Source organism: Ktedonobacter sp. SOSP1-52 (assembly GCF_016587395.1).
Genome location: NZ_BNJH01000003.1, coordinates 406,337 through 429,929 on the forward strand (window position 1 = coordinate 406,337; position 23,593 = coordinate 429,929).

Annotated in this window: 24 protein-coding genes; 10 read left to right on the plus strand and 14 right to left on the minus strand. The window is 52.8% G+C overall.

Translation table 11 applies throughout. The annotated features are described in order from the left end of the window. Positions 1-61: 61 nt before the first annotated feature. Complete coding sequence (locus JMJ16_RS27365) at positions 62-1,669, minus strand: tetratricopeptide repeat protein (RefSeq protein ID WP_201386730.1); 1,608 nt, start codon at positions 1,667-1,669, stop codon at positions 62-64. A gap of 119 nt (positions 1,670-1,788) precedes the next feature. Then, positions 1,789-4,032, minus strand: coding sequence for a S16 family serine protease (locus tag JMJ16_RS27370; protein ID WP_201386738.1), 2,244 nt, complete (start codon positions 4,030-4,032; stop codon positions 1,789-1,791). Positions 4,033-4,583: 551 nt separating this feature from the next. On the opposite strand from JMJ16_RS27370, the gene JMJ16_RS27375 reads away from it, so the two are divergent. Continuing rightward, on the plus strand, positions 4,584-4,787 hold the full coding sequence (locus JMJ16_RS27375) for a hypothetical protein (protein WP_201386740.1): 204 nt from the start codon (positions 4,584-4,586) through the stop codon (positions 4,785-4,787). Between the two features lie 21 nt (positions 4,788-4,808). Here JMJ16_RS27375 and JMJ16_RS27380 read toward each other — a convergent pair whose 3' ends face one another. After that, on the minus strand, positions 4,809-5,039 hold the full coding sequence (locus tag JMJ16_RS27380) for a hypothetical protein (protein ID WP_201386741.1): 231 nt from the start codon (positions 5,037-5,039) through the stop codon (positions 4,809-4,811). Here JMJ16_RS27380 and JMJ16_RS27385 point away from each other — a divergent pair. Together JMJ16_RS27385 and JMJ16_RS27390 are read left to right on the plus strand one after the other, a co-directional pair. Beyond that, positions 5,038-5,550 carry an IS1 family transposase gene (locus JMJ16_RS27385; protein ID WP_201386743.1) on the plus strand — a complete coding sequence of 171 codons (513 nt, stop codon included), beginning with the start codon at positions 5,038-5,040 and terminating at the stop codon, positions 5,548-5,550. The two genes, JMJ16_RS27380 and JMJ16_RS27385, sit on opposite strands and share 2 nt — an antisense overlap. Next, the gene (locus JMJ16_RS27390; RefSeq protein ID WP_236601722.1) at positions 5,460-6,068 is read left to right on the plus strand and encodes a hypothetical protein; all 609 of its coding nucleotides are present in this window, start codon (positions 5,460-5,462) and stop codon (positions 6,066-6,068) included. The genes JMJ16_RS27385 and JMJ16_RS27390 overlap by 91 nt, the downstream gene beginning before the upstream one ends. 132 nt (positions 6,069-6,200) lie before the next feature. Here the strand turns inward: JMJ16_RS27390 and JMJ16_RS27395 are convergent, their stop codons facing one another. Genes JMJ16_RS27395 through JMJ16_RS27420 form a run of 6 tightly spaced genes read right to left on the minus strand, consistent with a single transcriptional unit; the run spans position 6,201 to position 11,815 of the window. Further along, on the minus strand, positions 6,201-7,502 hold the full coding sequence (locus tag JMJ16_RS27395) for an amylo-alpha-1,6-glucosidase (protein WP_201386745.1): 1,302 nt from the start codon (positions 7,500-7,502) through the stop codon (positions 6,201-6,203). A gap of 4 nt (positions 7,503-7,506) precedes the next feature. Further along, positions 7,507-8,592: a zinc-binding alcohol dehydrogenase gene (locus JMJ16_RS27400; RefSeq protein WP_201386746.1), complete on the minus strand. Its 1,086-nt coding sequence runs from the start codon at positions 8,590-8,592 to the stop codon at positions 7,507-7,509. 31 nt (positions 8,593-8,623) lie between these two features. After that, the gene (locus JMJ16_RS27405) at positions 8,624-9,199 is read right to left on the minus strand and encodes a carbohydrate ABC transporter permease (RefSeq protein ID WP_201386748.1); all 576 of its coding nucleotides are present in this window, start codon (positions 9,197-9,199) and stop codon (positions 8,624-8,626) included. Then, positions 9,118-9,477: a hypothetical protein gene (locus JMJ16_RS27410; RefSeq protein WP_201386749.1), complete on the minus strand. Its 360-nt coding sequence runs from the start codon at positions 9,475-9,477 to the stop codon at positions 9,118-9,120. The genes JMJ16_RS27405 and JMJ16_RS27410 overlap by 82 nt, the downstream gene beginning before the upstream one ends. Beyond that, positions 9,474-10,442 (minus strand): carbohydrate ABC transporter permease, encoded by a 969-nt coding sequence (locus JMJ16_RS27415; protein WP_201386751.1) that lies wholly within the window; start codon positions 10,440-10,442, stop codon positions 9,474-9,476. Before JMJ16_RS27415 ends, JMJ16_RS27410 begins: the two co-directional genes overlap by 4 nt. Next, complete coding sequence (locus JMJ16_RS27420) at positions 10,442-11,815, minus strand: ABC transporter substrate-binding protein (protein ID WP_201380089.1); 1,374 nt, start codon at positions 11,813-11,815, stop codon at positions 10,442-10,444. The genes JMJ16_RS27415 and JMJ16_RS27420 overlap by 1 nt, the downstream gene beginning before the upstream one ends. 408 nt (positions 11,816-12,223) lie before the next feature. Between JMJ16_RS27420 and JMJ16_RS27425 the strand changes: the two genes are divergently transcribed. The 5 genes from JMJ16_RS27425 to JMJ16_RS27445 all read left to right on the plus strand — a co-directional run bounded on the left by JMJ16_RS27425 (position 12,224) and on the right by JMJ16_RS27445 (position 17,916). Beyond that, a complete protein-coding gene (locus JMJ16_RS27425; RefSeq protein WP_201386754.1) occupies positions 12,224-13,351 on the plus strand; it encodes a LacI family DNA-binding transcriptional regulator in 1,128 nt (375 codons plus the stop codon). A gap of 8 nt (positions 13,352-13,359) precedes the next feature. After that, positions 13,360-14,118, plus strand: a complete 759-nt coding sequence (locus JMJ16_RS27430) for a hydroxypyruvate isomerase family protein (RefSeq protein WP_201380087.1) — start codon at positions 13,360-13,362, stop codon at positions 14,116-14,118. Positions 14,119-14,388: 270 nt separating this feature from the next. Then, positions 14,389-14,940 (plus strand): hypothetical protein, encoded by a 552-nt coding sequence (locus JMJ16_RS27435; RefSeq protein WP_201386756.1) that lies wholly within the window; start codon positions 14,389-14,391, stop codon positions 14,938-14,940. Between the two features lie 214 nt (positions 14,941-15,154). Next, complete coding sequence (locus JMJ16_RS27440; RefSeq protein WP_201386758.1) at positions 15,155-17,260, plus strand: sensor histidine kinase; 2,106 nt, start codon at positions 15,155-15,157, stop codon at positions 17,258-17,260. Then, the gene (locus JMJ16_RS27445) at positions 17,260-17,916 is read left to right on the plus strand and encodes a response regulator transcription factor (RefSeq protein ID WP_201386760.1); all 657 of its coding nucleotides are present in this window, start codon (positions 17,260-17,262) and stop codon (positions 17,914-17,916) included. Before JMJ16_RS27440 ends, JMJ16_RS27445 begins: the two co-directional genes overlap by 1 nt. A 79-nt stretch (positions 17,917-17,995) precedes the next feature. On the opposite strand, the gene JMJ16_RS27450 is transcribed toward JMJ16_RS27445, so the two are convergent. Further along, positions 17,996-18,220, minus strand: a complete 225-nt coding sequence (locus JMJ16_RS27450; RefSeq protein WP_201389169.1) for a helix-turn-helix domain-containing protein — start codon at positions 18,218-18,220, stop codon at positions 17,996-17,998. Between the two features lie 349 nt (positions 18,221-18,569). Between JMJ16_RS27450 and JMJ16_RS27455 the strand changes: the two genes are divergently transcribed. Further along, positions 18,570-18,827, plus strand: coding sequence for a hypothetical protein (locus tag JMJ16_RS27455; protein WP_201386762.1), 258 nt, complete (start codon positions 18,570-18,572; stop codon positions 18,825-18,827). A gap of 31 nt (positions 18,828-18,858) precedes the next feature. Then, positions 18,859-20,751 (plus strand): caspase family protein, encoded by a 1,893-nt coding sequence (locus tag JMJ16_RS27460; RefSeq protein WP_201386763.1) that lies wholly within the window; start codon positions 18,859-18,861, stop codon positions 20,749-20,751. A 681-nt stretch (positions 20,752-21,432) separates the two neighbouring features. Here the strand turns inward: JMJ16_RS27460 and JMJ16_RS27465 are convergent. The 4 genes from JMJ16_RS27465 to JMJ16_RS27480 all read right to left on the minus strand — a co-directional run bounded on the left by JMJ16_RS27465 (position 21,433) and on the right by JMJ16_RS27480 (position 23,589). Then, entirely contained in the window at positions 21,433-21,657 is a 225-nt protein-coding gene (locus JMJ16_RS27465; protein ID WP_201386764.1) for a hypothetical protein, read from the minus strand. Positions 21,658-22,056: 399 nt separating this feature from the next. Beyond that, positions 22,057-22,626 carry a hypothetical protein gene (locus tag JMJ16_RS27470; RefSeq protein ID WP_201386765.1) on the minus strand — a complete coding sequence of 190 codons (570 nt, stop codon included), beginning with the start codon at positions 22,624-22,626 and terminating at the stop codon, positions 22,057-22,059. Between the two features lie 140 nt (positions 22,627-22,766). After that, positions 22,767-23,000 (minus strand): hypothetical protein, encoded by a 234-nt coding sequence (locus tag JMJ16_RS27475; RefSeq protein ID WP_201386766.1) that lies wholly within the window; start codon positions 22,998-23,000, stop codon positions 22,767-22,769. A 247-nt stretch (positions 23,001-23,247) separates the two neighbouring features. Continuing rightward, a complete protein-coding gene (locus JMJ16_RS27480; protein ID WP_201386767.1) occupies positions 23,248-23,589 on the minus strand; it encodes a hypothetical protein in 342 nt (113 codons plus the stop codon). Positions 23,590-23,593 lie beyond the last annotated feature (4 nt).

The following is a 23,593-nucleotide window of genomic DNA, read 5'->3' on the forward strand; positions in this document are numbered from 1 at the left end:
TTTTCTCATAAGAAGCCGATTCAGGCTTCCTTTCTCTTCGCCAGTATCCTGCATGAGCACCTTATGAGCTTTCTGAGCGACCTTCCCCTGGCTGTTTCCGCTGCAACAGGGCAGCGTAATTAGCCTGCACGACCTGCGTGCCGGGATGCTCTGACCCCAGGGCTCGCCTCCGGATCGCCAGCGCTCGTTGGTACAGCGGCTCTGCTTTCTGGTAGTTATTCTGCATGTGGTAGAGTACTGCTAGATTGTGCAAACTGGTTGCTGTGTCGGGATGCTCCGGCCCTAGAACTCGTTCGCGGATCGCCAGCGCTCGTTGATGCAACGGCTCTGCCTCCTCGTATTTGCCCTGACTCCGGTAGAGAAGCGCCAGGTTATTTAGGCCAGCGGCCGTATCGGGATGCGTTGGTCCGAGCTTTTGCTCACTGATTGCGAGCGCTCGCTGATATAAGGGTTCTGCTTCTGCATACTTCCCCTGACCTCGATAGAGCTCTGCGAGGTTGTTTAAGCTTGTAGCTGTCCAGGAATGTTGTGGCCCCAACCGCTGTTCACAGATTACCAACGCTCGCTGAAAGAACGGCTCCGCTTCTGCGTACTTTCTCTGGTTCCGGTAAAGAGATGCCAGATTGCCCAGGCTAGCCACTACGTTGGGGTGTTCTGGCCCGAGCTGCTGCTCATAAATTGTCAGGGCGCGTCGAAATAACAGCTCCGCCTCCTCATAGTTACCTTGTTTCTGATAGAGAAGCGCCAGGTTATTCAGACTCGTCGCTGTATGAGGATGCTCTGGCCCCAGTTGTTTCTCACAGATCGCCAGCGCTCGTTGAAAGAGCGGCTCCGCTTTTGCATACTTCCCCTGGTCTTTATAGAGGACTGCCAGGTTGCCCAGACTCGCCGCCGTGTCTGGATGCTCTGGTCCCAACTGCTGCTCGCAGACCGCCAGGACTTTCTGGTATAAGGGTTCTGCTTCCGCGTACTTCCCCTGGCTCCGATAGAGACCCGTCAGGTTGTGCAAGCTTGCCGCTGTGTTGGGATGCTGTAGCCCTAACTGCTGTTCTCGAATGGTCAGGGCTCGTCGAAACGACAGCTCGGCCTCTGTGTATTTGCCTTGCCTTTGATAGAGACTTGCCAGGCCATGCAAGCTGGTCGCTGTATCGGGGTGCTGTGGCCCTAACTGCTGTTCTCGAATGGCCAGGGCTTGCTGAAAGAATGATTCTGCTTCTGCATACCTCCCCTGGCACTCATAGAGCGATGCCAAGCTGTTCAGGTTGGTCGCCGTAGCGAGATGCTCTGATCCTAATTGCTGCTCATAGACTTCCAGCACTCGTTTCAACAGGGGCTCTGCCTCTGTATACTTGCCTTGGCTCTCGAAGAGCAGGGCCAGATTGTGCAGGCTGGCCGCCGTGTCAGGATGCGTTGGTCCCAATTGCTGCTCATAAATCATCAAAGCCCGTCGAAAGAGTGGCTCTGCCTCCTCATATTTGCCTTGCTTCCAATAGAGATTTGCCAGGTTGTTCAGGATGGTTGCAGTATCTGGGTGCTCCGGGCCCTCCTGCTCGCAGATCGCGAGTGCTTGCTGGTACAATGGTTCGGCCTGTATGTACTTTCCCTGGCTTTCATAGAAACGAGCTTGAGTGTTCAGGTCGATAACAGCATCAAGGTGCTCTTCCCTCATCAAGAGATACTCCTTAAAATGGTGGATGATCCCGTCTTCTGACTGTTCCTGACATCCTTTCCTCATCCGTGCTATTTTCTACACGGCCTGAGTCAGGACGCCTCTCTCCTGTTTCCTTCCTAGACCACCCGGAGAGCAGAAGCAAGCGCTTCGCGTATGGTCGCCACCGGAATGATTTTGAGCTGTGTACGTACGTCTTCCGGTATATCAGCAATATTGGCCCGATTGCCGTGAGGAATAAGCACGGTGGTCACGCCTGCCCTATGGGCGGCGACCAATTTTTCGGCAATGCCACCTACTACAAGAATGCGCCCATCAAGTGCGATCTCACCCGTCACCGCCCATTTTTCTGGGAGAGCAATCTCGCATAGAGCTGAAACGATCCCCAGTAATATGGCAATGCCAGCAGATGGTCCACTTTTTCGGTGAGCAATTTCATCGCAGTGGATATGGATATCATGTGTAGAGAAGATTGACACATCGATTGCAAGCTCTTCAGCATGCAGCTTGACATACGATAACGCTATCTGGATGCTTTCCTTCACAACGCTGTCGTCAAAGCCGCTGAAGAGACATGCGCCTGTGCCAGGTTTGATGAGTGATACTTGCATGCCATTGACTATCCCTATGCCCGTCTCTCCCGCTATTGCCAGTATCGTACTATATCCAGGGGTCCCCTTTAATGGTGTCCGATTGCGTAGAACGGTGGGGGTCCCAAGATATTCGTGCACCTTTGAAGGGCTCATACGTTTGTGTGTGGGAGAGTCGAGCAGGTCCGCCAGGACGCGTTGCAGGAGGGTCAAGAGGGTGCGGGTGAGTCCACGAACCCCCGACTCGTAGGTATATTCTTCGATAATGCAGGCCAGCGCGGGTTTTGTAATGGAGACATGCTTCGTTGAAAGAGAGAGGGTTTTGTACAAACGTGGCAGGATGTACGATCGTGCCATGTGCAGCTTTTCTTGCAAACTATAGCCACGAAACTCGATAACATCGAAACGATCACGTAAAGAACTGGGGATAGGCTCCAATGTATTAGCGGTGGCAATAATGAGCACCTGCGAGAGATCAAATGGAAATTGTAGATAGCGGTCGGTAAACTGCGTATTTCGTACCGGATCTGTCAACTCCATCAAAATACTATAGGGATCACCGCGGTACGTTCGCCCCATTTTGTCGATCTCATCAAAGCCGAGCACAAAGCCAACTGTTTTTGCTCTCATCACCGCTTCCATAATGGCCCCAACACGCGCTCCAATATAGCCACGTTCAAGACCACCCAGAGCAACCATCTCCGCAATGCCACCACATGGAATAATCTCGACTCGTCGATCCAGCGCAGCGGCAAGAGATGTGAGGAAGGTCGTTTTGCCCGTGCCCGGTGGACCGACCAGCAGCATATTGCGCAAGGGTGGTTGGGCAGGCGGCGTCTCAGGCTTCGCTTGACTGGAAAGCTGTTTCCACCAGAGCAATGTGGCGAGTTGATCATATACCATCTGCTTCGCGTTTTCGAGCCCTGCATGTTCGCTGGCCAGAACGACGCGTGCATCAGCAAGGCTCGTCGCAGGGAGCTTAGCGTGATCGCCCCATGGGAGCGAAGCGGCAAATTGCAGGTAGGTGATGAGTCGTTCACGATCCGCACTGTTCGTCGTTGAAAATCCCAGGAGTGAAAGCTCCATGTTGAGCTTAGAACGCACATCTGGCGGAATCTCAAGTTGATCGAAACGGGCAGTCAATGATTTGGCCGGATCTTGAGCAATCTGTGTTTCCATCCACTCACGGATAAGTGCCAGCCGGACTCCGACATCAGCGGTTTGCATGGCCTGCTTGACCATATGTTCTGGGAGCGAACCGCCGAGAACGTTACACAGGTCATGGCTGAAACGCACCGGGTTGTTTTCGGCTTCAATCCTGTTTCGTGAGCCAATATGCATGACCTGGGGATCGACCCACCGACTAAAGACATCCCGGGTCTGGGCAACTTGGTCCTCAATATCAGGTGGGATAATGTCTTTGACCTCGGTTATCCATTCGCCTTCGAGCAGTGATGTGTCTGTGAAAACCTTGATTTGGATACGCCGCATTCCGGAAATACTGGCGCAAGGGCGATTACCACTTGTTCTATCACGATTCGTCCGGCAGAGGACGCCGATAATGTGTTGCTCTCTCTCGAGATCTTTCTCAAAGCCATTAGGAAGGACAAAAAAGTATCCATGGGGGCGCCGAATGGTATCGTAGGCTTGAAATTTCTCTCCATTCGATGCAGCATCTCTATACCAAAGATGCTCATACCCGGGATATGCTCTCCATCCCGAGATAATCGGAAGGCGTATCCCCGGCCCTAGTTGAGGGGTCTCGTCTGGCACTGTCTTCTCCTCTCGTCCGCTTCTCATCGTTTTCTTTTTCTTTGGTAAAAGAAGCGTGCGAACCTGGCACGTCTCTCCATGCCAGGGGCCGCCTCTATTATAGAGTTTTTCCATGGTGAATGGAAGAGAAGGAGGCCACTCACGGCTCTCCAATGCAGGAGATCGGAGGGCCTGCACATCGATGTCCTCATGATCTCATGTTTGTTTTCCAAGAAAGAGATCGAGTGCCCATCCGCCAACGATCCACTTAGGGAACCGTCAGCGTGGAAAAGAAGCTAGCAACCGGAAGGAGTTGCCAGGATTGCCAGGGACCCAATTAGTTCGTTTCGTGAGCCATATCATTCCGTTGCAAACAGTATTGCTGTTTCCCTTTTCATGGAAAAAAGTGTACCATCATCCCGCACTGTTTGTCGAGTGAAAGCCATCTGTTCCCTTCAAGGGTCCCTTCTTTCCTGAACATCTCTCTCAAGACCCTTTTCTTCTCTGAACAACCTTGACCGTGCGCCTGATTGTTTCATACGAGACACCGTAATCCGAGGCAACCTTGCGCAGTGGCTCTCGATTCTCGAGAACACGGCGAACCACGTTCGGCCATTCAGAGACGGGAATTTTCCATTGCGGTTGATCCAGGTCTGGTCGATGCTGGTAAGAAGAAACGACGACCGGATTATCAAGCGCCTGCTCAAATGGATCGCCAGATTGGGCGTATTCAGAACTTGACTTCGGGGTGTAAACCAGGATATCATCGAGGTTAGCAAATAACTTTTCAAGAGGGATTAATGCCAGGGGGCGACCGGTGGTTCGTCGCCCGTCGGTTCCGTCGGTTCCGCTGTCGCACCCGGGATTGCTATTGCTTCCCGGGTGCTTCCCTTTCCTTTCTCTTCCAATCCAGTGGCTGCTATTGAGATGTTGGTTTCTTTTCTCGTTGGTAAATCGGGCTCGGCAATGTTATTTCGGTAGTGACTCTTGAGAGAAGTGGTAACATAGAGGTCAGGAGGACTGACCATGACACCGACATCATCCCTGCCAGCATGCCCCAACCCTGCATGTGAACAGCCCCACGTCATTCGCAATGGCAGCAGCAAAGGACGACGGCGCTACCAGTGCCGTGGATGTGGCCGCTTCTTTGGGGAAACGGAAGGCACGCCGATGTATCGTCTCCATACGCCAGTAACTGAGGTGACCCAAGCGCTCCTGGTCGTGATGCGTCGGAGAAGTCTGCGGGCGGCAGAAGAGATCACGGGCCACAAGTACGAAACGATTGGCGAATGGTTGCGACGGGCAAGCGAGCATGCGGAAGCCTTGACGGCCATCCTCACGCAGGACCTGCACCTCTCGACGGTCGAAATCGACGAGTTTTGGTCCTTCGTGCACAAAAAAACGGAGCCCCCGACGAAGTTGATGCTGGTGAACGCTGGGGATGCCTCGTGCAAGATCGCCCCAGCCGCTTCATTGCCGCCTGCGCCACAGGACGCATCGGCGACGATCTCATCGAGCGAGCGGTCATCCTCACGGTAGCGCGCACGCAGGGCCGCCCATTGAACTGGTGCAGCGATGGCTGGCGGGGGTATGCCGCGATCCTCACTCGAGCCTATCGTCAGCCGGCCCGCTTGGGCCAGCGTGGTCGGCCCCCACTGGTCGTCCCCCCACATGTGCGCTTGACGCAGACCATCAAGCATCATGATGAGCATGGGAAACTGCTCTCCGTGGAGGTCCGTGCCGCCTTGGGCGAGCTGATCACCCAACCCGGAACCGTCCATATTGAGCGGGTCAATGGCATGCTCCGCGATCGGCTCAATGCCCTCACTCGCAAGACCCATGCCTTTGCCAAACGTGATGGTACCTTCGATGCCTTGATCCATCTGCAACTCTTTGAACACAACTGGATACATCCTCATCGGGCATTACGTCTTCCGAGGTCCTCAACGCCACAACGATATCAGCGCCGCACTCCTGCCATGGCCTTGGGTCTCGCCGATCATCCCTGGTCCTTCACCATGTTCTTGATGACTTCCTTACATGCCACTTCTCAATAGAGTCACTGCCCACTGGTTTCTTTGTATTCAAAAACTCCTTGCTGCGGGCTCCCCCCTTGAAAACAGTTGTCCATCTTTATAAAGCATGAGGAGCAATTTCAAATGGCCCAGAACGATCAAGAATAACCGTCATTAGAGCATGTCTAGCAGCAGAGCGGCCGTCCATGAGAATTGGTGTGTGCCATGCCCCTCCCCATTGAGAGGGTTGTAGTACTCATAAAAGCCATGCTGCTGAACGAGATCGAGGACTGATTGGCGAACACGTTGCGCGTATTCAAGAAACCCATAACGACGTAGTCCATGGTAGAGTAGCCAGTCCAGATTTATCCAGACAGGCCCACGCCAGTAACGGTTGGGCGAGAAATCGGGTGCCTGTCGGTCGTAGCTTGGTAGCGCGTAACAGGCTTCATCCAGGCCGCAGAAGGAGCGCGAGTTGAGGTAACTATACATGCGTTGAGCCCGATTTGTGTCAGGAATGCCGGCGAAAAGCGGCAGAAAGCCGGCCGCACTCTGGACGTGAATCTGTTTGTTCTCTACGAGATCAAAATCAACATAGATTCCGTGCTCCTCGTCCCAGAGCTTGCTATTTACCGCCTGGGATGTCTGTTGAGCCCACTTCTCGAAGCGTGTCGGGTCTTCTCCCACGATGCGCGCGATCTCCGCTAGGTCGCGGTCAGCCTGGCAGAGCAACGCATTGAACAGCACGTCTTGCACCAGGAACGGGCAGTCAAGGCGAATCTCTGCTTCATCGTATCCCCTGGATGAGAAGAACCTGACCAGATAGGCATAGCGATCATAATCCTCGTCGCTGGGCCTATCCGCAGCATTGACAGTTTGAGTATCGACGCGCGTATAAGCTGGAATATCTTCTGGACGCAGGCGCATACGCCGCAAGATGGTATCCCAGATGGGCGAATTATCCAGCGATTCCCAGGGATGACGAATGTAAACCAGCCCCTCCCCCTGTGGATCACGCTCTCGATGGAGGTACGCGTGCCAGGCTTGCAGCTTCGCGAACATGTCCTTCAGGAAGGCTAGCGCTCGCGAGGTGTCTTGCGCGTGACGATAGATGTGCAAGATGGCTGTCGCATGCACTGGCGGCTGTACGATCCCTGATGTCTGCTGATCTCGGGGAGCCTGTAGACTGCTCCCTGTTTCCCAAAACTCAAATGATGGAAAATATTTGATCGTCGCGTCAGGATCAAATATGATATGCGGTAACAAGCCATTGGCCCATTGTCCCTGGAAGAGAGAGCGTAGTTCCTGCTCTGCTCGTGCTTGATCATAGTGGACAGTTCCAATGGCGACGAAAGCCGAATCCCATGACCACTGGTGGTGGTAGAGAAGCGCTCCGGGCTTAGTGAAGGTCCCTGTCCAGTTCTTCCGCAATACCTCGATTGCCTGTTGAGCAAGAGGTTCATGTATAGACTTCATTGTCCTATTCCCCCTTCGCTGTCAAGGATTGTGTATCGCCTCCTGACGAAAAACTGATTCCTAGTTTAATCGCATAGACCGGATTGTGATAAATGTCGAGAAAGGCCGTGGCGGCATCCGCGAATGGGACGATAGGATCGATAATGCCTTCAGAAGTCAGGCGCTTCTTCTGAAACATGTCTACGAGAGTGCGTGTGATGCGTTGCCTATCCCAATGAGGATACTCTCTGGATGGGTTGTTCCAGACAGGCATGCTGCTGATCAATTCAAGCCGATTGTGGTGCCACTCCGCTCCGAGTTCGAGCACGGCATCTCTTCCCTTGTAGTAGCCTAACGTGACAACACGGGCGCAGTTGCGAACCGCCCGCATCGCGCCATGTAATGCGTGGTAATTACCACTAGCTTCGATGGCGATATCCGCTCCCTGCCCATCAAACAGTTCTCGCGTGATCAGGCCAATATCCTCAATAGTGGGATCGACAACGGTGGTGGCTCCAAATCCCCTGGCGAGCGCGCGTCGTTTCTCAATCGGATCAACCGCGACAATGTGGGCGCAACCACTGAGTTGAAGCATCTGGACAATGAAGAGACCAATAGCTCCCAAGCCAAAGACAACGACGTTATTGCCTAAACGCGCCCCGGAATCGCGCACTGCCGCGAAGGCGAACAATGCCGGGTCCAGGCACATAGCGTCCCATGCGCTCATGGGAGCGTGCAATAGCTCCACTTCTTCCTCTGTCTTTGTGACCAGCTCACAGGCTGGCCCATAGCAATAAGTGGTATCCCCTAAGCGCACCTTACTCACATCCTGACCAATCTCGATCACCGTCCCGACAACCATGTTGCCCACAAAGTGCTGGGTGAAGATATCTGGCTGCTCCCCCTCCTCTTTCTTGACGAAGAGTCGTCGTTGGGTATCAAAGCGCCTGTCCTGAAACGGGGATTCTCCGCTAAAGAGATGGAATTCCGTTCCATGCTTGACGGAGGCAAATGTGGTACGAATGCGTACCTCGTGTGTTTGCAGGGGAGCTTCCTGCTCTTCATGAATACGAACACTTTGAGGCTTATCGACGTAGAGACCGCGATACATGTGTAGACCTTTCTAGAACAACGAGAGCACCTTACTTCAAACCACCAGCAGCGAGTCCTTCAATGAAACGACGCTGCAAGAACAGGAACAGTACGATAACTGGGAGCATAACAATGACGCCAGCCGCGTCGGTGAGTCCCCAGTAGCGGTGAAAGGACTGCTGAAACGAAAGGAAACTTGTCGACACGGGTAGGAGCGAATTGTCTTGAATGAACGTAATAGCGTAAATGAACTCGTTCCAGGCAGCGAAGCCAGCCACGAGGCCAACAGTGAGGAAGCCAGGCAGCGAGAGTGGCATCACAACATGGAGTGCGACCTGCAATTCGTTCGCTCCATCAATACGCGCGGCCTCGCTAAAGTCACGCGGAATACTGATAAGGAAGGAGCGCAACAGCATAATCGCCAGGGGGCTATTGATTGCCCAGTAGATGATAATTAACCCTAGTAAGTTGTCCGTCAGATTGAGGGAACTCCAGAGAAAGTAGAGCGGAACCAGAAAGAGTTGAAAGGGGATGGCAAAGCAGATTACCAGGTACAGAAGAACGGCATTTCCCCCGGCAGATCCATATGAGCCAGGGCATACGCTGCCAGCCCAGCAATAATCCATATACCGATGATGGTCCCGGTGGTAATGATGACACTATTGAGCAATGTAACGCCGAGATTTCCCTGATTCCAGGCATTGACATAGTTACTTAGCAACGGCTGGAGCGGAAGGCCGATGGGATTGCTCCCTAGCTCATTATCAGATTTCAAGGAGTTAAAGAGCAAGATGAGCACTGGCCCCAGCGAGAATACCACGAGCACAATCGCGAGCAGATAATAGATGGTGCCTGCCGAATAGCCCCATATACGTTGCTGCCATTTTTTTGCGTGCGATTTCAAATCTCTACCCCCTTCCGCCGTATGAAAACGAAGATGGACGCGACGATTGCCGCTAAAACGCTCACACATAATCCCATCGCTGCTGCATAACCAGCCTCATTGAGCGCGAACGCGTTTTTGTATAGGAGGATGGTCATTACTTGAGTAGCTCCAGCCGGGCCACCCTGTGTAATGATAAAGGGATACTCAAAGACGAGCAGTGACCAGACCGTTACCAGCAAGAGGGAGAGTCCTAGCACTGGGCGAATGCCGGGTAGCGTGATATGGTAGAACTGACGCCAGCGGTTTGCGCCATCCACCCTCGCCGAGTTATAGAGTTCAGGATCAATCGCCTGCATTGCCGACAGATAGATCACGACAAGGAAGCCCCAGAAATGCCAGTTATCGACAAAGGCCACCGAGGCCAGGGCGAGCTTCTTATCCCCAAAAAAGTAGACATTATCCAACAGGTGAATGCCAAAACGATCAAGCACAAACGCCAGCCCCTGTTGTGGGTCCAGAAGCTGCTGCCAGATAGCGGCATTCACGACGCTGGCGATGACGTATGGGATGAAGTACACCGCTCGGAAGAACATCTGGAAGCGCTTGATTTGTGAGAGCAGAAAGGCTCCCACAAGTCCCATTGCGATAGGGACGGTCAGAAACATGACGACCCATAGCAGGTTATAGATCAGCGCCTGGTGAAAATCAATGTCGTGTAACAGATGCTCGAAGTTCGCTAGTCCCACGAAGTGAGCGACACCTATGCCCGACCAATCGGTAAAGGCGTAGTAGAACGTAGAGAGCGATGGCCCAAGGACAACGACAAAATTGACGAGAAAGAATGGAAGCATAAAAGCCCACGCGAGCAGCTTCCGCTTTCTACCGCGTGCGCCACGCTGGGTACGGTCGCGGCTGACGCGCTCGGAAGAGAGCGCGCCAGTGATCGACCGCGAGGCTTGACGATGAGCCTGCTTTGACAACATTAGATCCGCCCCTTTGGTATTGGTGGCACCACTCCTTGCGCCCGCTCTTTCTGGAAAGTGTCGTTCATCTGCGCGCAGAACTGCGCTGGCGTCAGATCGCCCGTGAGCACTTTATCCAGGCTCTCATAGGCAACGACTTCTGACTTAGAGGGCCAGAAGGTCCAGGTTGTGTATCCGAAATTCCCTTGAGACGCGGCCTGATTGAGTGCCAGGTAATGGTTCTTCACTCGTGGATCAATGTTCGAGGAAAAATCCGTTGCCTTGAGCGGTATGGGTGGTGGTGGATAATTGATGTCAGCTGTTTCTTGCACGGCGCGTTGTGGCGTGCTGTAGAGCCAGTCCAGGTACGTAGCCGCCGCGTCCGCCGTCTTGCTGCTGGCCTTAATGGAGAGTGTGTACCCGATCCCCAGCGCGTACAGATTGGATGGTACCCCTTCGCGCAAGGGAGGAATGGGGAACCAGTCATACTCCATATCGGAGTTTCCTTTCCCAAAATAGGACGACCAATTCGAGAAGGCCCAGCTTCCTTCTACGTCCATAGCCGCCTTCCCTTTGCCAAAGGCAGAGTCTAGCGCATCAAACTTATTGGTAAAATACTGTTGGATGCCACCACCGAACCACCCTTTTTGGAAATACTGGCGTAGAAGGGTAATAGCATCTACAAAGACCGGGTCAGTCCAGGGGATCTCACCTGTAAGCGCCTGGTAGACGGCTTGTGGTCCTGCATAGTGGTTGAAGAACATGGTCGTATACCACTCTGAACTGGGTCGACTGTCAGCGTTTCCGGCAATAAAAGGCATAATCCCCTGCCCCTGAGCTTCCTGGGCTAAGGCTTCTAGTTCGCTTCTGTTAGTTGGGACTTTCCAGCCCTTCTGACTAAAAAGCGTTTTGTTGTAGTAGATGATGAGTGTCTGATAGGAGCCAGGAAGCGAGTAAAGCTTGTTATGGATGCGTCCGGCGTCGAGCGCCCATGGAGATATTTTGTCCTTCCAATGGTATTTGTCTGCGTACGAACTAAGGTCGAGCAGCAAGTTCGCATTGATATATTGCAGGGCATACGCGGGTCCGGGGGTAGGCACGATATCGGGACCTTTGCCAGAAGAAAGAGCGATCTGAATGAGGCGATCAACATCAGCAGTTGGCTTAAAGCTGATATTGATGTTGATATTAGGATTGGCTTTATTGAAGGCATCGATATCATGCGCTTTCATATAGTTGCGCTGTTTCCCATCATCCAGCCCATACCAGTACTCGACATTTGCGCCGCTCGATTGGCCACCACAAGCGGCCAGTAGTGCTCCGGCAATGCTTGCGCCCAGGGCCGCGTTGCCGCTATCTATCAAAAAACGCCGCCGCGAGATAGGTAAATGCATGGCGCTCACTCCTTTGCTTGCGCTAAAAACCAACAGTTATGACTCGCTGATGTGTATACATCACGGTGGTTATATACATCACTTGCCATTTCCTTCTGATAAATAACAGTTTTGCCACAATAGTTTATAAAGTAACTATCTAGGTGCCTTTTCAGTACCTCTAGCGCTTCACGGGAGAAGTTCTGAGCGGCTCTCTTGCTCAGAAGGTGCAGCATGCGATGTATACATCTTGCTATATGTCATCGATGACATAGGAAGCATAACTTACTCTTCACTTATTTGTCAAGGTAATTGAAGGGAGAAATTCCAAGGAAACGGCAGGCTTCTTGACAAAAAGGGAGGGGATAAGTATGCTTTAAGTGTCATCGATATCATACAGATAATGAAGAACAGGTTTCCTTTTCTACTATGGAAAAAAGAAATGTAACGCTAAAAGACGTTGCCAGGAAGGCTGGAGTCTCTACCGCCACTGTAGCTCGTGTCCTGCACGACCAGGGGTATATCGCGGAAGAGACCCGCAAACAGGTTGAGGCGGCCATTCGGGAAACGGGCTATCGTATCAACGTTGTAGCTCAGGGATTACGGAAACAGCAAACGCTCACCATCGGCCATATCCTCCATAGCATTATGCCTAATCCGTTCTACGCGGGCGTCGCGCTTGGCGTTGAGCAGGAGGCAATGAAGCATGGCTGGAGTGTCCTGATGATTAATGTGCAAGGAGATGCACGTCGTGAACGGCTAGGGGTAGAGACGCTCATTCAGCGTCGCGTGGACGCGATTCTTTTCACCTCGGCGGTCGATGAGACCAACGTGCGCCTCGCGCTAGATGCGGGTCTCCAGGTTGTGCAAGTGCAACAACCTACCGCTATCCCCACTCATCAAGTAACGGTAGATAACTATGTTGGTTCAGCGGCGGCAGTAGAGCATCTTATCTCACTTGGACATCGACGCATTGCCTATATTGGCGCTGGCCCAACCTATGTACACCAGGACCCCGCTTTCGTTGAGTGCCTGAAATCGGTTGAGGGAGAACGGTTTTCAGGCTACCGGGATACATTACAAAAGTATCAAATCCCGGTGGACGAGCAATTGATCGCTTTTGGCCGCTACTATACTCTGGAGCATGATGACAACTCGGGTGATGGGTACACGTATACCAGGCAATTTCTGCAACTTGACAGGAGACCTACAGCGATCTTTGCTACCTGCGATATCCTGGCAACTGGAGCCTTACAGGCCATATATGAGCGCTCTCTGAGAGTTCCCGACGATATTTCAATTATCGGCTTTGACAACACATATGCACCCTATCTTACGCCGCCGCTTACCACTGTTGAACTGCCAATGACGGATATTGGAAAAGCGGCAGTGCGTATTGTGCTCGAACAGGGGCAACAAGATACTTCAACCTCTTGGGTTCAGCACCAGGTTCGACTCTCAACGCGCCTGGTTGTCCGTTCCTCCACCGGAGTCGCGCCGTCAGAACACGCGCCCACTACCCAAATTGCGCCAACAACAAATATGATGAAGGAGTAGACAAGACTATGGCTACGATACAGCAATCTTTCTCGTGGGGCGGTTTCGCCCAGCATGTAGAAGCGAACAAGTTGATTCACGCTGCGGCGGAGATTGGCCTGAGAGGTGTAGAGTTAGTTCCGCAAGAATACTGGCAGCGTATCAAGGATCATGGACTCTCCATTGTCTCTGTGGATGGTCATCGTTCTATTCAGGAAGGCCTAAATAGGCGCGAGCATCACGCACGTATTGAGCAGGAGATATATGCGAAACTTGCCCTGGCCGAGCAATGGGGGATTCGCAATCTGATCGTCTTTAGCGGCAATCGCGCGGGCCTGGATGACGAGACTGGCGCGCAGATCACTGCCGAGGGGCTACGACGAGTGGCGAAAGCCGCTGAGGATGCCGGAGTCATGCTCGTTATGGAATTGCTCAACAGCAAGGTGAATCACCGGGATTACCAGTGCGATCATGTTGCCTGGGGCGTTGAGGTGTGTCGGTTGGTCGACTCACCAGCGGTGCGCCTGCTGTACGATATCTATCATATGCAGATCATGGAAGGCGATATTATCCGTACTATTCGCGAGAACCACGCCTACTTCGCGCACTATCATACCGCAGGCAATCCGGGTCGCCACGAGATCGATGAGAGCCAGGAGCTTTATTATCCCCCTATCATCCATGCCATTCAGGAAACCGGGTATATGGGTTATATTGGTCATGAGTTTAGCCCCCTCGGTGATCCGCTCGCCTCATTAAAATATGCGTTCGACCTGTGCCAGATTTAGAGCGTAGTTACTGGCCTCAGCATGGAAACTTGCGGTGCTGTTGCCTCTCATACCATCCCGGTGATTGTGGTATTGAAACCGATCTCTATACAATTAAAATGCCTCCGCCGGGCATTAAACCGGGAAATGCCCCTGGAAATTCTCCCGACGAAATGGGAGTTTCTCTCATGCCTCGGGAAACCGCCAACCGGTATGCTTTCCATTAAGAGAAGCAGAGATGGAACTGCTTCTCTTAATGGAAAGCATTACCTGTAAAGGGGGGTATTGATTATGTCATCCACATCGTTGCAGCGCTTGAGCGGAATCGGCCTGCTCATTGGCAGCGTCCTGGCCATTGCTGGCGGCATTCTAGGCATTTTTAGCAGTAACCCGGCCAGCAGCATAGCCATTGTCGGATCTCTCACCCAGTTTATTGGAGCAACATTGGTGATTCTGGGCCTGCCCGGTATGTATGCCAGGCAGGCACAACGAGCCGGCATCCTGGGTTTAGTCGGCACCGCATTGATGATCTGCTATATTCTCATCCTGGGTACGTTCGGCAGCGCACTGAATGCTGTTCTTCTCCCGTTTATCGCAACCCATGCGCCCGCGCTCGCGCAAAGTGAGCCTCCCGGACTGGGCATCTTTTTTATGGTCGGCGGTTTGTTGGGAGCTCTGGGAGGCATCTCGCTCGGCCTGGCAACTATACGCGCCTCCATCCTGCCCCGATGGACTGGGGTTTTGCTCATGGGTAGCGTTATTCAAGTTGTCGGTGACTTTTTCCAATCGCCCATTGCTAACCTTGGTTTCATGTTGGTGATGATCGGATTTGCCTGGCTGTAGCTCTGCTGTCGTCGGAACGGCATGATGCCAGGGTACAGTCAGAGTTCTCCGCCAGTGCTACACGGGTCTAAATGGGAAGAGACCAGGCGCCTTAAGTTGATCGACTTGAGGCGTCTATATCTTACACTGTACAGAAGAATACCTCATCAGGTAGAATAGAAAAAGAACCTGGAACCTGATTTGCACTCTTTGGAGTAAGACGAGGAGGATAGGTATGCATGTCCCTACTCCATCGGCCCGGGCCAGCACACATCTCAGTCGACCAGGTACTCCTGACAGGCGTCTGCATGGTCCCTGGCTTGTCATCGCACGCATCACGTGGCTTGTCGTGGTGGGACTCGTCGTCGTGCTGTTCATCGCCAGTATTCCCACCTATGCTGCCTTCCTTCATACCCTCACGACTGGCGTCGTCGTAGACCTGAACGCAGGACAACTTACTCAACAGGGAGTGCGTGACCTTCATGCGCTGGGCCTCTCCGTCAACTTCTATGTGATCTATCATATTGTGCTCAATGCCATCTTTCTGCTTGGCTTTTTAACAGTTGGTGGTCTGCTGTTCTGGCGCAAGGTCGATGACCCTGTGGCGTTGTTTACTTCATTCGCCCTGGTTACCACTCCCTTAGGCGTCATGTTCCAGCCGGCAACGCTTCCTTTAACCTGGTCGTTTACGGTTCACAGTATTGCTTTCTTCAGCGGCATCAGCCTTAGTCTCTTTTTCTATCTGTTCCCCGGCGGCAGGTTTGCTCCAGCCTGGACACGCTGGTTCATGATCGGCTGGGTGATTCACGAAGGAATCACTGATTTCTTCCCCTTTCCCACCTTATCTTTGTTCTCGAACTTGCTATTTTTCCCTTTGTTGCTCAGTCTGGTAGCTGTGCAGGTGTACCGCTATCGAAAGGTATCCATCCCACTTCAGCGTCAGCAAACGCGCTGGGTTGTCTTCGGCTGTAGCATCGCCATTGTTGGCTTTCTTGGCGTAATTATTTCTGGGACATTTTTCCCTTCATTCTTCCATCCTGGTACCTTCGCTTACTTCGTTGGTGAGACTGCCATTCCTCTCTTCCTGCTCTGTATTCCGCTTTCTATAGGTATCGCGATCTTGCGTTCTGGCTTGTGGGACATCGACCTCGTCATCAACCGCACGCTAGTCTATGGCGGGCTTTCGACTTGCGTTATCGGCATCTATATCCTGGTGGTAGGGTATCTGAGCACGCTTTTTCGGATGAGTGATAACCTCTTCATCGCGCTGCTGGCAACCGCCCTGATTGCGATCCTCTTCCAGCCGTTGCGCGAACGCCTGCAGCGAGGGGTCAACCGCCTGATGTATGGTGAACGTGACGAGCCATACGTGGTTGTAACACGTCTCAGTCAGCGCCTGGAGGGGACGCTCGCGCCTGAAACCGTGCTGCCAACCATTGTGGAAACCGTCGCCCAGGCACTGAAACTCCCCTATGTAGCGATCTCGTTAGAGCAGGAAGGTGCATTCACTGTCGTAGCAAGCTACGGCAAGCCCATCGACGATCCCCTGTTGTTTTCACTTACCTACCATGGTGAGACCATTGGCCAGTTGCTCCTGGCTCCACGCACACCAGGAGAGGCCTTTACCACGGGAGATAGACGCTTGCTGGACGAGCTCGCGCGTCACGCGGGCCTTGCCACGCACGCGGTCCGACTTACCTCCGATCTGCAGCGTGCGCGTGAACGTCTGGTCACGGCGCGAGAAGAGGAACGTCGCCGCTTGCGCCGTGATCTGCACGATGGGTTAGGATCTGCCCTCACCAGCGTGATGTTCAAAATGGACGCGACGGATGAGCTGCTCGAGCGCGATCCTGGTACCGCACGGACATTGCTGGCAGAGGTGAGAGCACAGACACAGGCATCCATCGATGATATCCGTCGCCTCGTCTACAATCTCCGCCCACCTATCCTGGACGAGTGGGGACTGGTGGCCGCGCTCCGTGAATACGTGGCACAGTACACCCTCAAGAACGTGCTGGTCTCCCTCGATGCCCCTGAGCCGTTGCCGCTGCTACCAGCTGCCGTCGAGGTCGCCATCTACCGCATTGTGCTCGAGGCCCTGGCCAATGTTATCAAGCATGCCAGGGCCACAACCTGCGCAATTCGCCTCGACCTCTTAGATGATGTGCTAACCGCCGAAGTGCAGGATGATGGGCCTGGTCGAACTGCTGGCTGTCGTGCTGGCGTGGGTATGACCGCCATGCGCGAACGGGCCGAGGAACTGGGAGGATCATGCATTGTAGAAGATGTAGCGCCTCACGGAACACGTGTTTTCGCACGCATCCCTTTAAGGAAGGAGTGATGCTAGATGTCAGAGAGCCCTTGCGTATCCTGCTTGTTGATGACCACCCGCTTGTTCGTGAGGGCTTACGAGCGCTACTCACCTCTCTGCACGACATAACCATTGTGGGAGAAGCAGGTAATGGCGAAGAGTCAGTGACGATGGCGCTCGATCTGCAACCGGACATCATCCTGATGGACCTGTACATGCCAAAGCTCAATGGCATCGAGGCGACGCGCCGCATATTACAAACCAGTCCTCACATTGGCATCCTGGTGCTGACGATGCTTGGCGATGACGATTCCGTCTTTGGAGCCATGCGTGCAGGAGCACGCGGCTACCTGCTGAAAGGCGCCGGAAAGGCGGAGGTACTGCGTGCGATTACGGTCGTCGCTCACGGGGAGGCCATCTTTAGCCCACAGATCGCACAGCGGCTCATGCAGTATTTTGCCAATATGCGCCCAATCATCCCTGAGCAGGCTTTTCCTGACCTGACCGAGCGCGAGCGGGAGGTGCTGGCTCTCATTGTCGATGGCAAAAGCAATGCCCAGATTGCCGATGTCCTGACTTTAAGCCCAAAGACTGTGAGCAATCACATCTCCAATATCTTCAGTAAACTCCAGGTTGTTGACCGCGCTCAGGCTGTTTCCAGAGCGAAACAGGCGGGCCTGGGATGAAGGTATGAATGCCCGTCGGTTCCGTCTCGCTCCCCCAGTGGGACACGCCGACACTCATCGAGTGTCGGCGTTTTTGTGTTTACGAGGGCTTGTGCCTCATGGCCAAGCGCCGAAGCGACTCGGGGTTGACGCCGAACTGCCGAGCCACCTGCCTGAGCGATACCCCCTCGTCCAGGAACCGAAACGCCTCTTCCCGCTGCTCGAGCGAGAGCTTCTGGCTCGTCTGCCGCTCGATGCCTTCTTGCTCAACCAACCGCTGGACCGTTCCCCGCGAGATGCCCGCTTGGCCCGTGCCTTCTTCCATTGCTCCTCGCGTGTTGGCTGTCCTCAACAGTTTTGTACTCGGCTTGTTTGATCTGTTGGAGGTGCCCAATGTGGCCGGACAGATGCGCTCGTTTGATGCTCACCCGCATCAGGTCGTTCGTCTGGTCCTGGCTCGGCCCTGACTTTTACTTTGCCCTGATGTGCAGAAATAACTCTTTGGCAACTTCATGAGGTAATCCGTATAATAGAGAGGCGATATGATTGTCTGACTCTTCTCACATCAAAAGGAGCGAATTGTCCTGAACGAGCAAATATACACCATCACTTTTGATGACACAGATCAAGTCTCGCCTGCTGACGCCAATCGCTTTGCCGAGGAATTGAGACAGATGTTGCTTGATGCTTCACCTGATGTCGAAGTACAACGCAAACGCGATGATCCTCTGACACAGGACTTCGGGGGAACGCTTGTGCTGCTTGTGGGAACTCCTGCTGCTGCTGCAATTGTCACTGCCATTGGCAATTGGCTGGCACTGCGTAATAAAGCTTCCATCACGATCAAGGGAGCCAATGAAGAGATCGTGGTGCGAAACATTACAAGCAAAAAAGCGGGCGAGCTAGCAGAACTGCTGCTCAAGAAACACTAAAGAATTTTCTGAAAGAGGATAACTCGTCGGCATGGAAGCACAGGAACCCTCGCCACAAACAACCCTAGTGATTTTATTGGGTGCCAGTGCGTGGCCGTTTTATCCTGAGTTCCCAAGTTCGGAGGCGTTTGCCAATGCCGCGCGGAGGCTCAAGGCGTATTTTCTCAAGCCCAGGCCCTTTGGACTCCCTGCTGAGAATCTACTTGATCTCTTCGATTCAGACAAAAGCGCTGATGAGTTGGACGCGGCGATTGGACAATTTCTCGAGCAACGTCTGACAACCATGAAAGCCGCTGGGAACACGGGGAGAGATCTCTTGCTCTACTTTATCGGCCATGGTGGCTTTGTTGGACGCGACTCAGACTTTTTTCTGGCTATTCGCCGGACTCGCACGGAGAATCCGCGAGCATCGAGCATGCAGGTGCTGTCGTTGGCTGATACGCTGGCCGAGCGGGCACGTCATCTCCGCCGCATGATTATCCTGGATTGCTGTTTTGCTGCCGCTGCATTTCGTGACTTTCAAGCCGGAGGGCCCGACCAGGTAGCTCAACAAAAGACCATCGAGGCGTTTGAGGTAAAACGGAAAACACGCGGTTTCCCCAGCAAAGGCACAACGCTCCTCTGTTCATCTAGCCACACGTCGCCCTCTCGGCTTCTCCCCGATGGCAGTTGGACGATGTTCAGCAAGGCTTTTCTGGATACGCTGGTTGAGGGAACGGCAATACAGCAGGAATATTTGTCGTTGCGCGATGTGAAGGACAACGCAGCAGATCTGTTGCATGAGATACGGAATGCTCCCCTGCCCGTTGTCCTTTCCCCAGACCAGAGCGAAGGTGACGTGGCGGATATTCCCTTCTTCCCTAATCCCTGGTTTGAGAAGTACCAGCCCCGTAAAGCTACTGAGGAACAGGCGAGCAAAGCTCAGGATAAAGATGCCCTTGAAGCTGATGAGACGCTCATTCGTCGGGGAGAAGCTCAGCCTGTTCACAGTGCTTCTGAGTTGGAAATGCCACATTCAGGCGAAGAAAAGCAGAAAGCTGTGGATGAGCAAGTTCCCAAAGTGGAAGAGGCTCTAGAAAAACCTGCTGATCAGTCAGAAAATCAACGGTCTCTTTTGGCACGTCAGTTCTTACGGCCATCAAACAAGTCTACGGCTCCCCTCAAATTCTCTCGGCTTAGCCAGAGCCAGTCCTCGCTTAGAACTCTCAACAATCCATCTGGACCGACTCCACAACCAGTCCATGCCCCGCTTAACGTCAAAACACGCAACGAGTTCCTTAATGAAACTTTGGGTACTTGGGATGAGCCATATCTCCCCTGGTTTACTGCTTTCGCCTTGCTCGCCGGGCTGGGGATTGGTGCAGATACTATCATCAGGTCGAGTGTCCCTTACCCCTGGTTATGGTCTATGGGAACGGTACTTGTTGCTACGCTCCTTACCTATCTAACTGCCTACCGCAAGGTGGTACATATCTCTATTATGATCATCATAGCGCTGATCAGTGCCGCCGGAGCTGCAGGCCTGGCTGCCTATACCTCCTCCTTCACACATCCTTCAGAGACCAGTAATTTCTTCTTGTTGGGCTTGAGCCAGCGGGTGTGGCTCGACCGACAGTTGTACATTGGCCTAATCGTTGGAGGAGGCATGGGTCTTTTCGTCTCGGTCGTGGGGTTTCTCGATGATCTAGACGATCCATGGGAATTAATTTGGGGATCTAACCTGTGGGGATCTATTATCTGGCTCGGTCTTGCCATCTTAACCTTCCTGGTCAATTGGGTATCTCATGTCGAGTGGGGATTTGGTTTTGGCTACGGGTGGGATATTAGCTTGATGGCTGCCGAGGCCGGTATCCTCACTCCCTTGGGAATAACTTACTGGCTCACATTATGGATAAAAGGGACAAAGATAAAGGTTATCCAATAACCTGGATCATTGACGCGGCTAACCTTTGCCCTCTCCTATCATTCTCTACACATATGCGAGATAGCGCTCTTTCATCAGGTGCAGCACTTCATCTCCTGGTGTATGCCAGATCGCGTGATTAAAAATCTCGACCTCAATGGGACCGGCATCGCCCCCTCTTCAATGGCCAAACGCTGCTTCTGGGCGAACAGGCCAGCCCCCCTCCAGATGTGGCGGGAAAACCAAAACGCGGACGACGCAAGCAGAGAGCCGCACGTAATTTGCTCGATCGCCTCCTTTGTCAGATACTAGTGGTGAAATGGTAGAATGACTCATTCTCTTTCCCTTTGGCGAGCGGCAAGAACCGTACGCCTGACCGTCTCATGTGAGACGCCATATGCTTTTGCAACTTTGCGCCGTGGCTCGTGATTCTCCGTGATACGTCGTAGCATGGTCTGTCATTCAACGTGTGGAAATTTCCATCGGGGATGATGTGATCCTGGGCGTCGTTGCGATAAAGGAATGCCTATTGGATTCACAAGGACCTGTTCAAATGGGTACCAGATTGAGCATAATCAGAACTGGGTTTGGGCGTATATATCAGAATATCACCGCGACCAGCGAACAACTTCTCAATAGGGATCAAGGCCAGGTGCGACCGGTGGTTCGTCGCCCGTCGGTTCCGTTGCGACCAGTGAATTGTCACAAGCAGTTCACTGGTTTTTTGTATTCAAAAACGCCTTGAAGCAGACGTAAAATGTGCAGGAATGCCAGGCGTGGTTTGAGTGCGGCAATCATTTTCAATTCGGTGTCATAATACAATCCCTCAGGCTCCAAGAGAATCGTGACCATTTCATACCGCTCTTCGGGTGTGGCAACATCCCACAAGGCGGCCATGCCCGAGAGATGTTCACTTGCTTCTATCACCTCGTCGTAGGTGACTTCCCCTCACTTCTGGAACATCAAGTGTTTTGAGTGCGAGGGTGATAGCAGCCATTTCGCCTTCAAACTCTTCGTCCTCAATGTACCCCTCTCTGTGCTGCTTGAGTATGCGATTTTTTTGAGTCTCAGGCGCTCTTTTTCGCTCTCGGCGGTTTTCGGCGTGGCTGTATTGGCAAAAGACTTTGCCATCAGGTCGCGGCGTTTGAGGTCTCGCTAGTGCTTCGGCAACGAGAAGCTTTTGAGCAATTCGCCAAACTGAGCATGGGCCATATCGGCAGCGCATTTGAGAAGCCTTATTCCAGGAGGGAGCGCTGCCAGGTCCTGCTCCTTGATCATGTATGTGGTGCTGTCGTGCTCAATGCCCCGGTGTACAGATGAATCGATCTACTTCTTGTTGATACCTAAAGCCACAAACCGCCAATCAGTATCAGGATACCCAACCACTTGCCAAATCAGGCGATGAGCAGCGTGCCCTGTGAGCGACCCTCGTTTTGCGAGCATAGCAGCCACTTTATCGACAGCCATGGAGTAGTCTGAAAGGATTGTTTGTGCCTGTGTCCAGCACATATCTGTTATAGCCTCGCGTTGCTGCTGGTCGATATCCATCTGGGAAAGTATTTCTTTAATTCGTTCCAAATCATCTCGCTCGCTTCCTTCAGGATAGCTGACGCTATCATCCTCTTCATCCAACGCGAGATAGAAAGAGCAATAAGACGCGGTGGACAGCATCCCAGCGTAGTAGATCGTGATAAGATCAGGATTTGCGCTTTTCTCATTCCACTCTGGATGTCCATTTGCGTCTTCAATGTAGGCACTAAAACGGCAGTAGCCTCCATATCCGTCTTCACCACTCAGGAGTGCGACGGATTCGATGCATCGTCCAAGCGCGTGTCCTACGACAGCGTGCCCCGCTTCGTGATGGGCTCTGAGCACTGTGAGGGTATCTGCAAACATTTTTATCCCCCTGATGAAAATTGATAACATTCTGATTAAAGAATCAGAAATACATTACGTCTACGCCAGGAGTGTCGAGAAGATCTCGTTCCAGGGAGCCATTAGCGAGAGGTGTATCAACAACCGCCTGGCTCAAAGCCTCAGCCGCTTGCGAGTCCGTTCGCGTTCGTCTCCCTGGCCTGCGCTTTGAGGAGCACCTGAGCGATCACACGTGCCAATTCTTCTGCATCGCAGTTTGCCAGCGTGCGAGTGTACATTGCGTCGCTGGCAAAGCGCCGGGGCCATTCCAATATAGTCTGCCGAGAAGGATGATGTAACTGAGGCTTGCCCTTTTCTAGCTTCTCAGCGTAAAGATCAAAAACTTCTTTGCTCACTCAGTCATCGAAACATGTGTTGTTCCCTCATCCGCAAACTTCACAAGACAGTGACCCAGGGCAATTTTATAGGTAGCTGTAAGAGCGTGATCGCCTCCTCTCGCTGTACGGGCGAGAGGCTTGAGTGCGCACGGGGGAGCGGAGCGTGGGATGAGCCCTACGATGACTTGCCGTTCCAGGTTGTAGACCAGCCCGTCCACCATTTGCAGCATTTAACATATCGCGTTTTTAAAGAATAGTGAAGTCTTTACCCAAAAATTCCGATAGCGATCTGTGTGAGATGGGGGCGAAATTTCTGGTTGGCACGTTCAAATACCTTACCAGCATGGACGAGATACTCTGTCTCAGCGATGAACGTCTCGCCACGCCTTACCGAGAGTCGCACTGGCTCATTCTCGGATATCCAGAAACCGACTCTTACATATCCATTGGTATGTGTCGCAGGAACTTCATTTCCACGATACTCAATCTGTACCTGGGCATCTTCTGGAACATTATGAACATGGACAAAGAGGTTACGAGGAACAGTTTTGTCTATGTTGTAGCTCAGCTTCACTTCGATGGGAGGTGAAGACGGATTCGTAGGCATACTT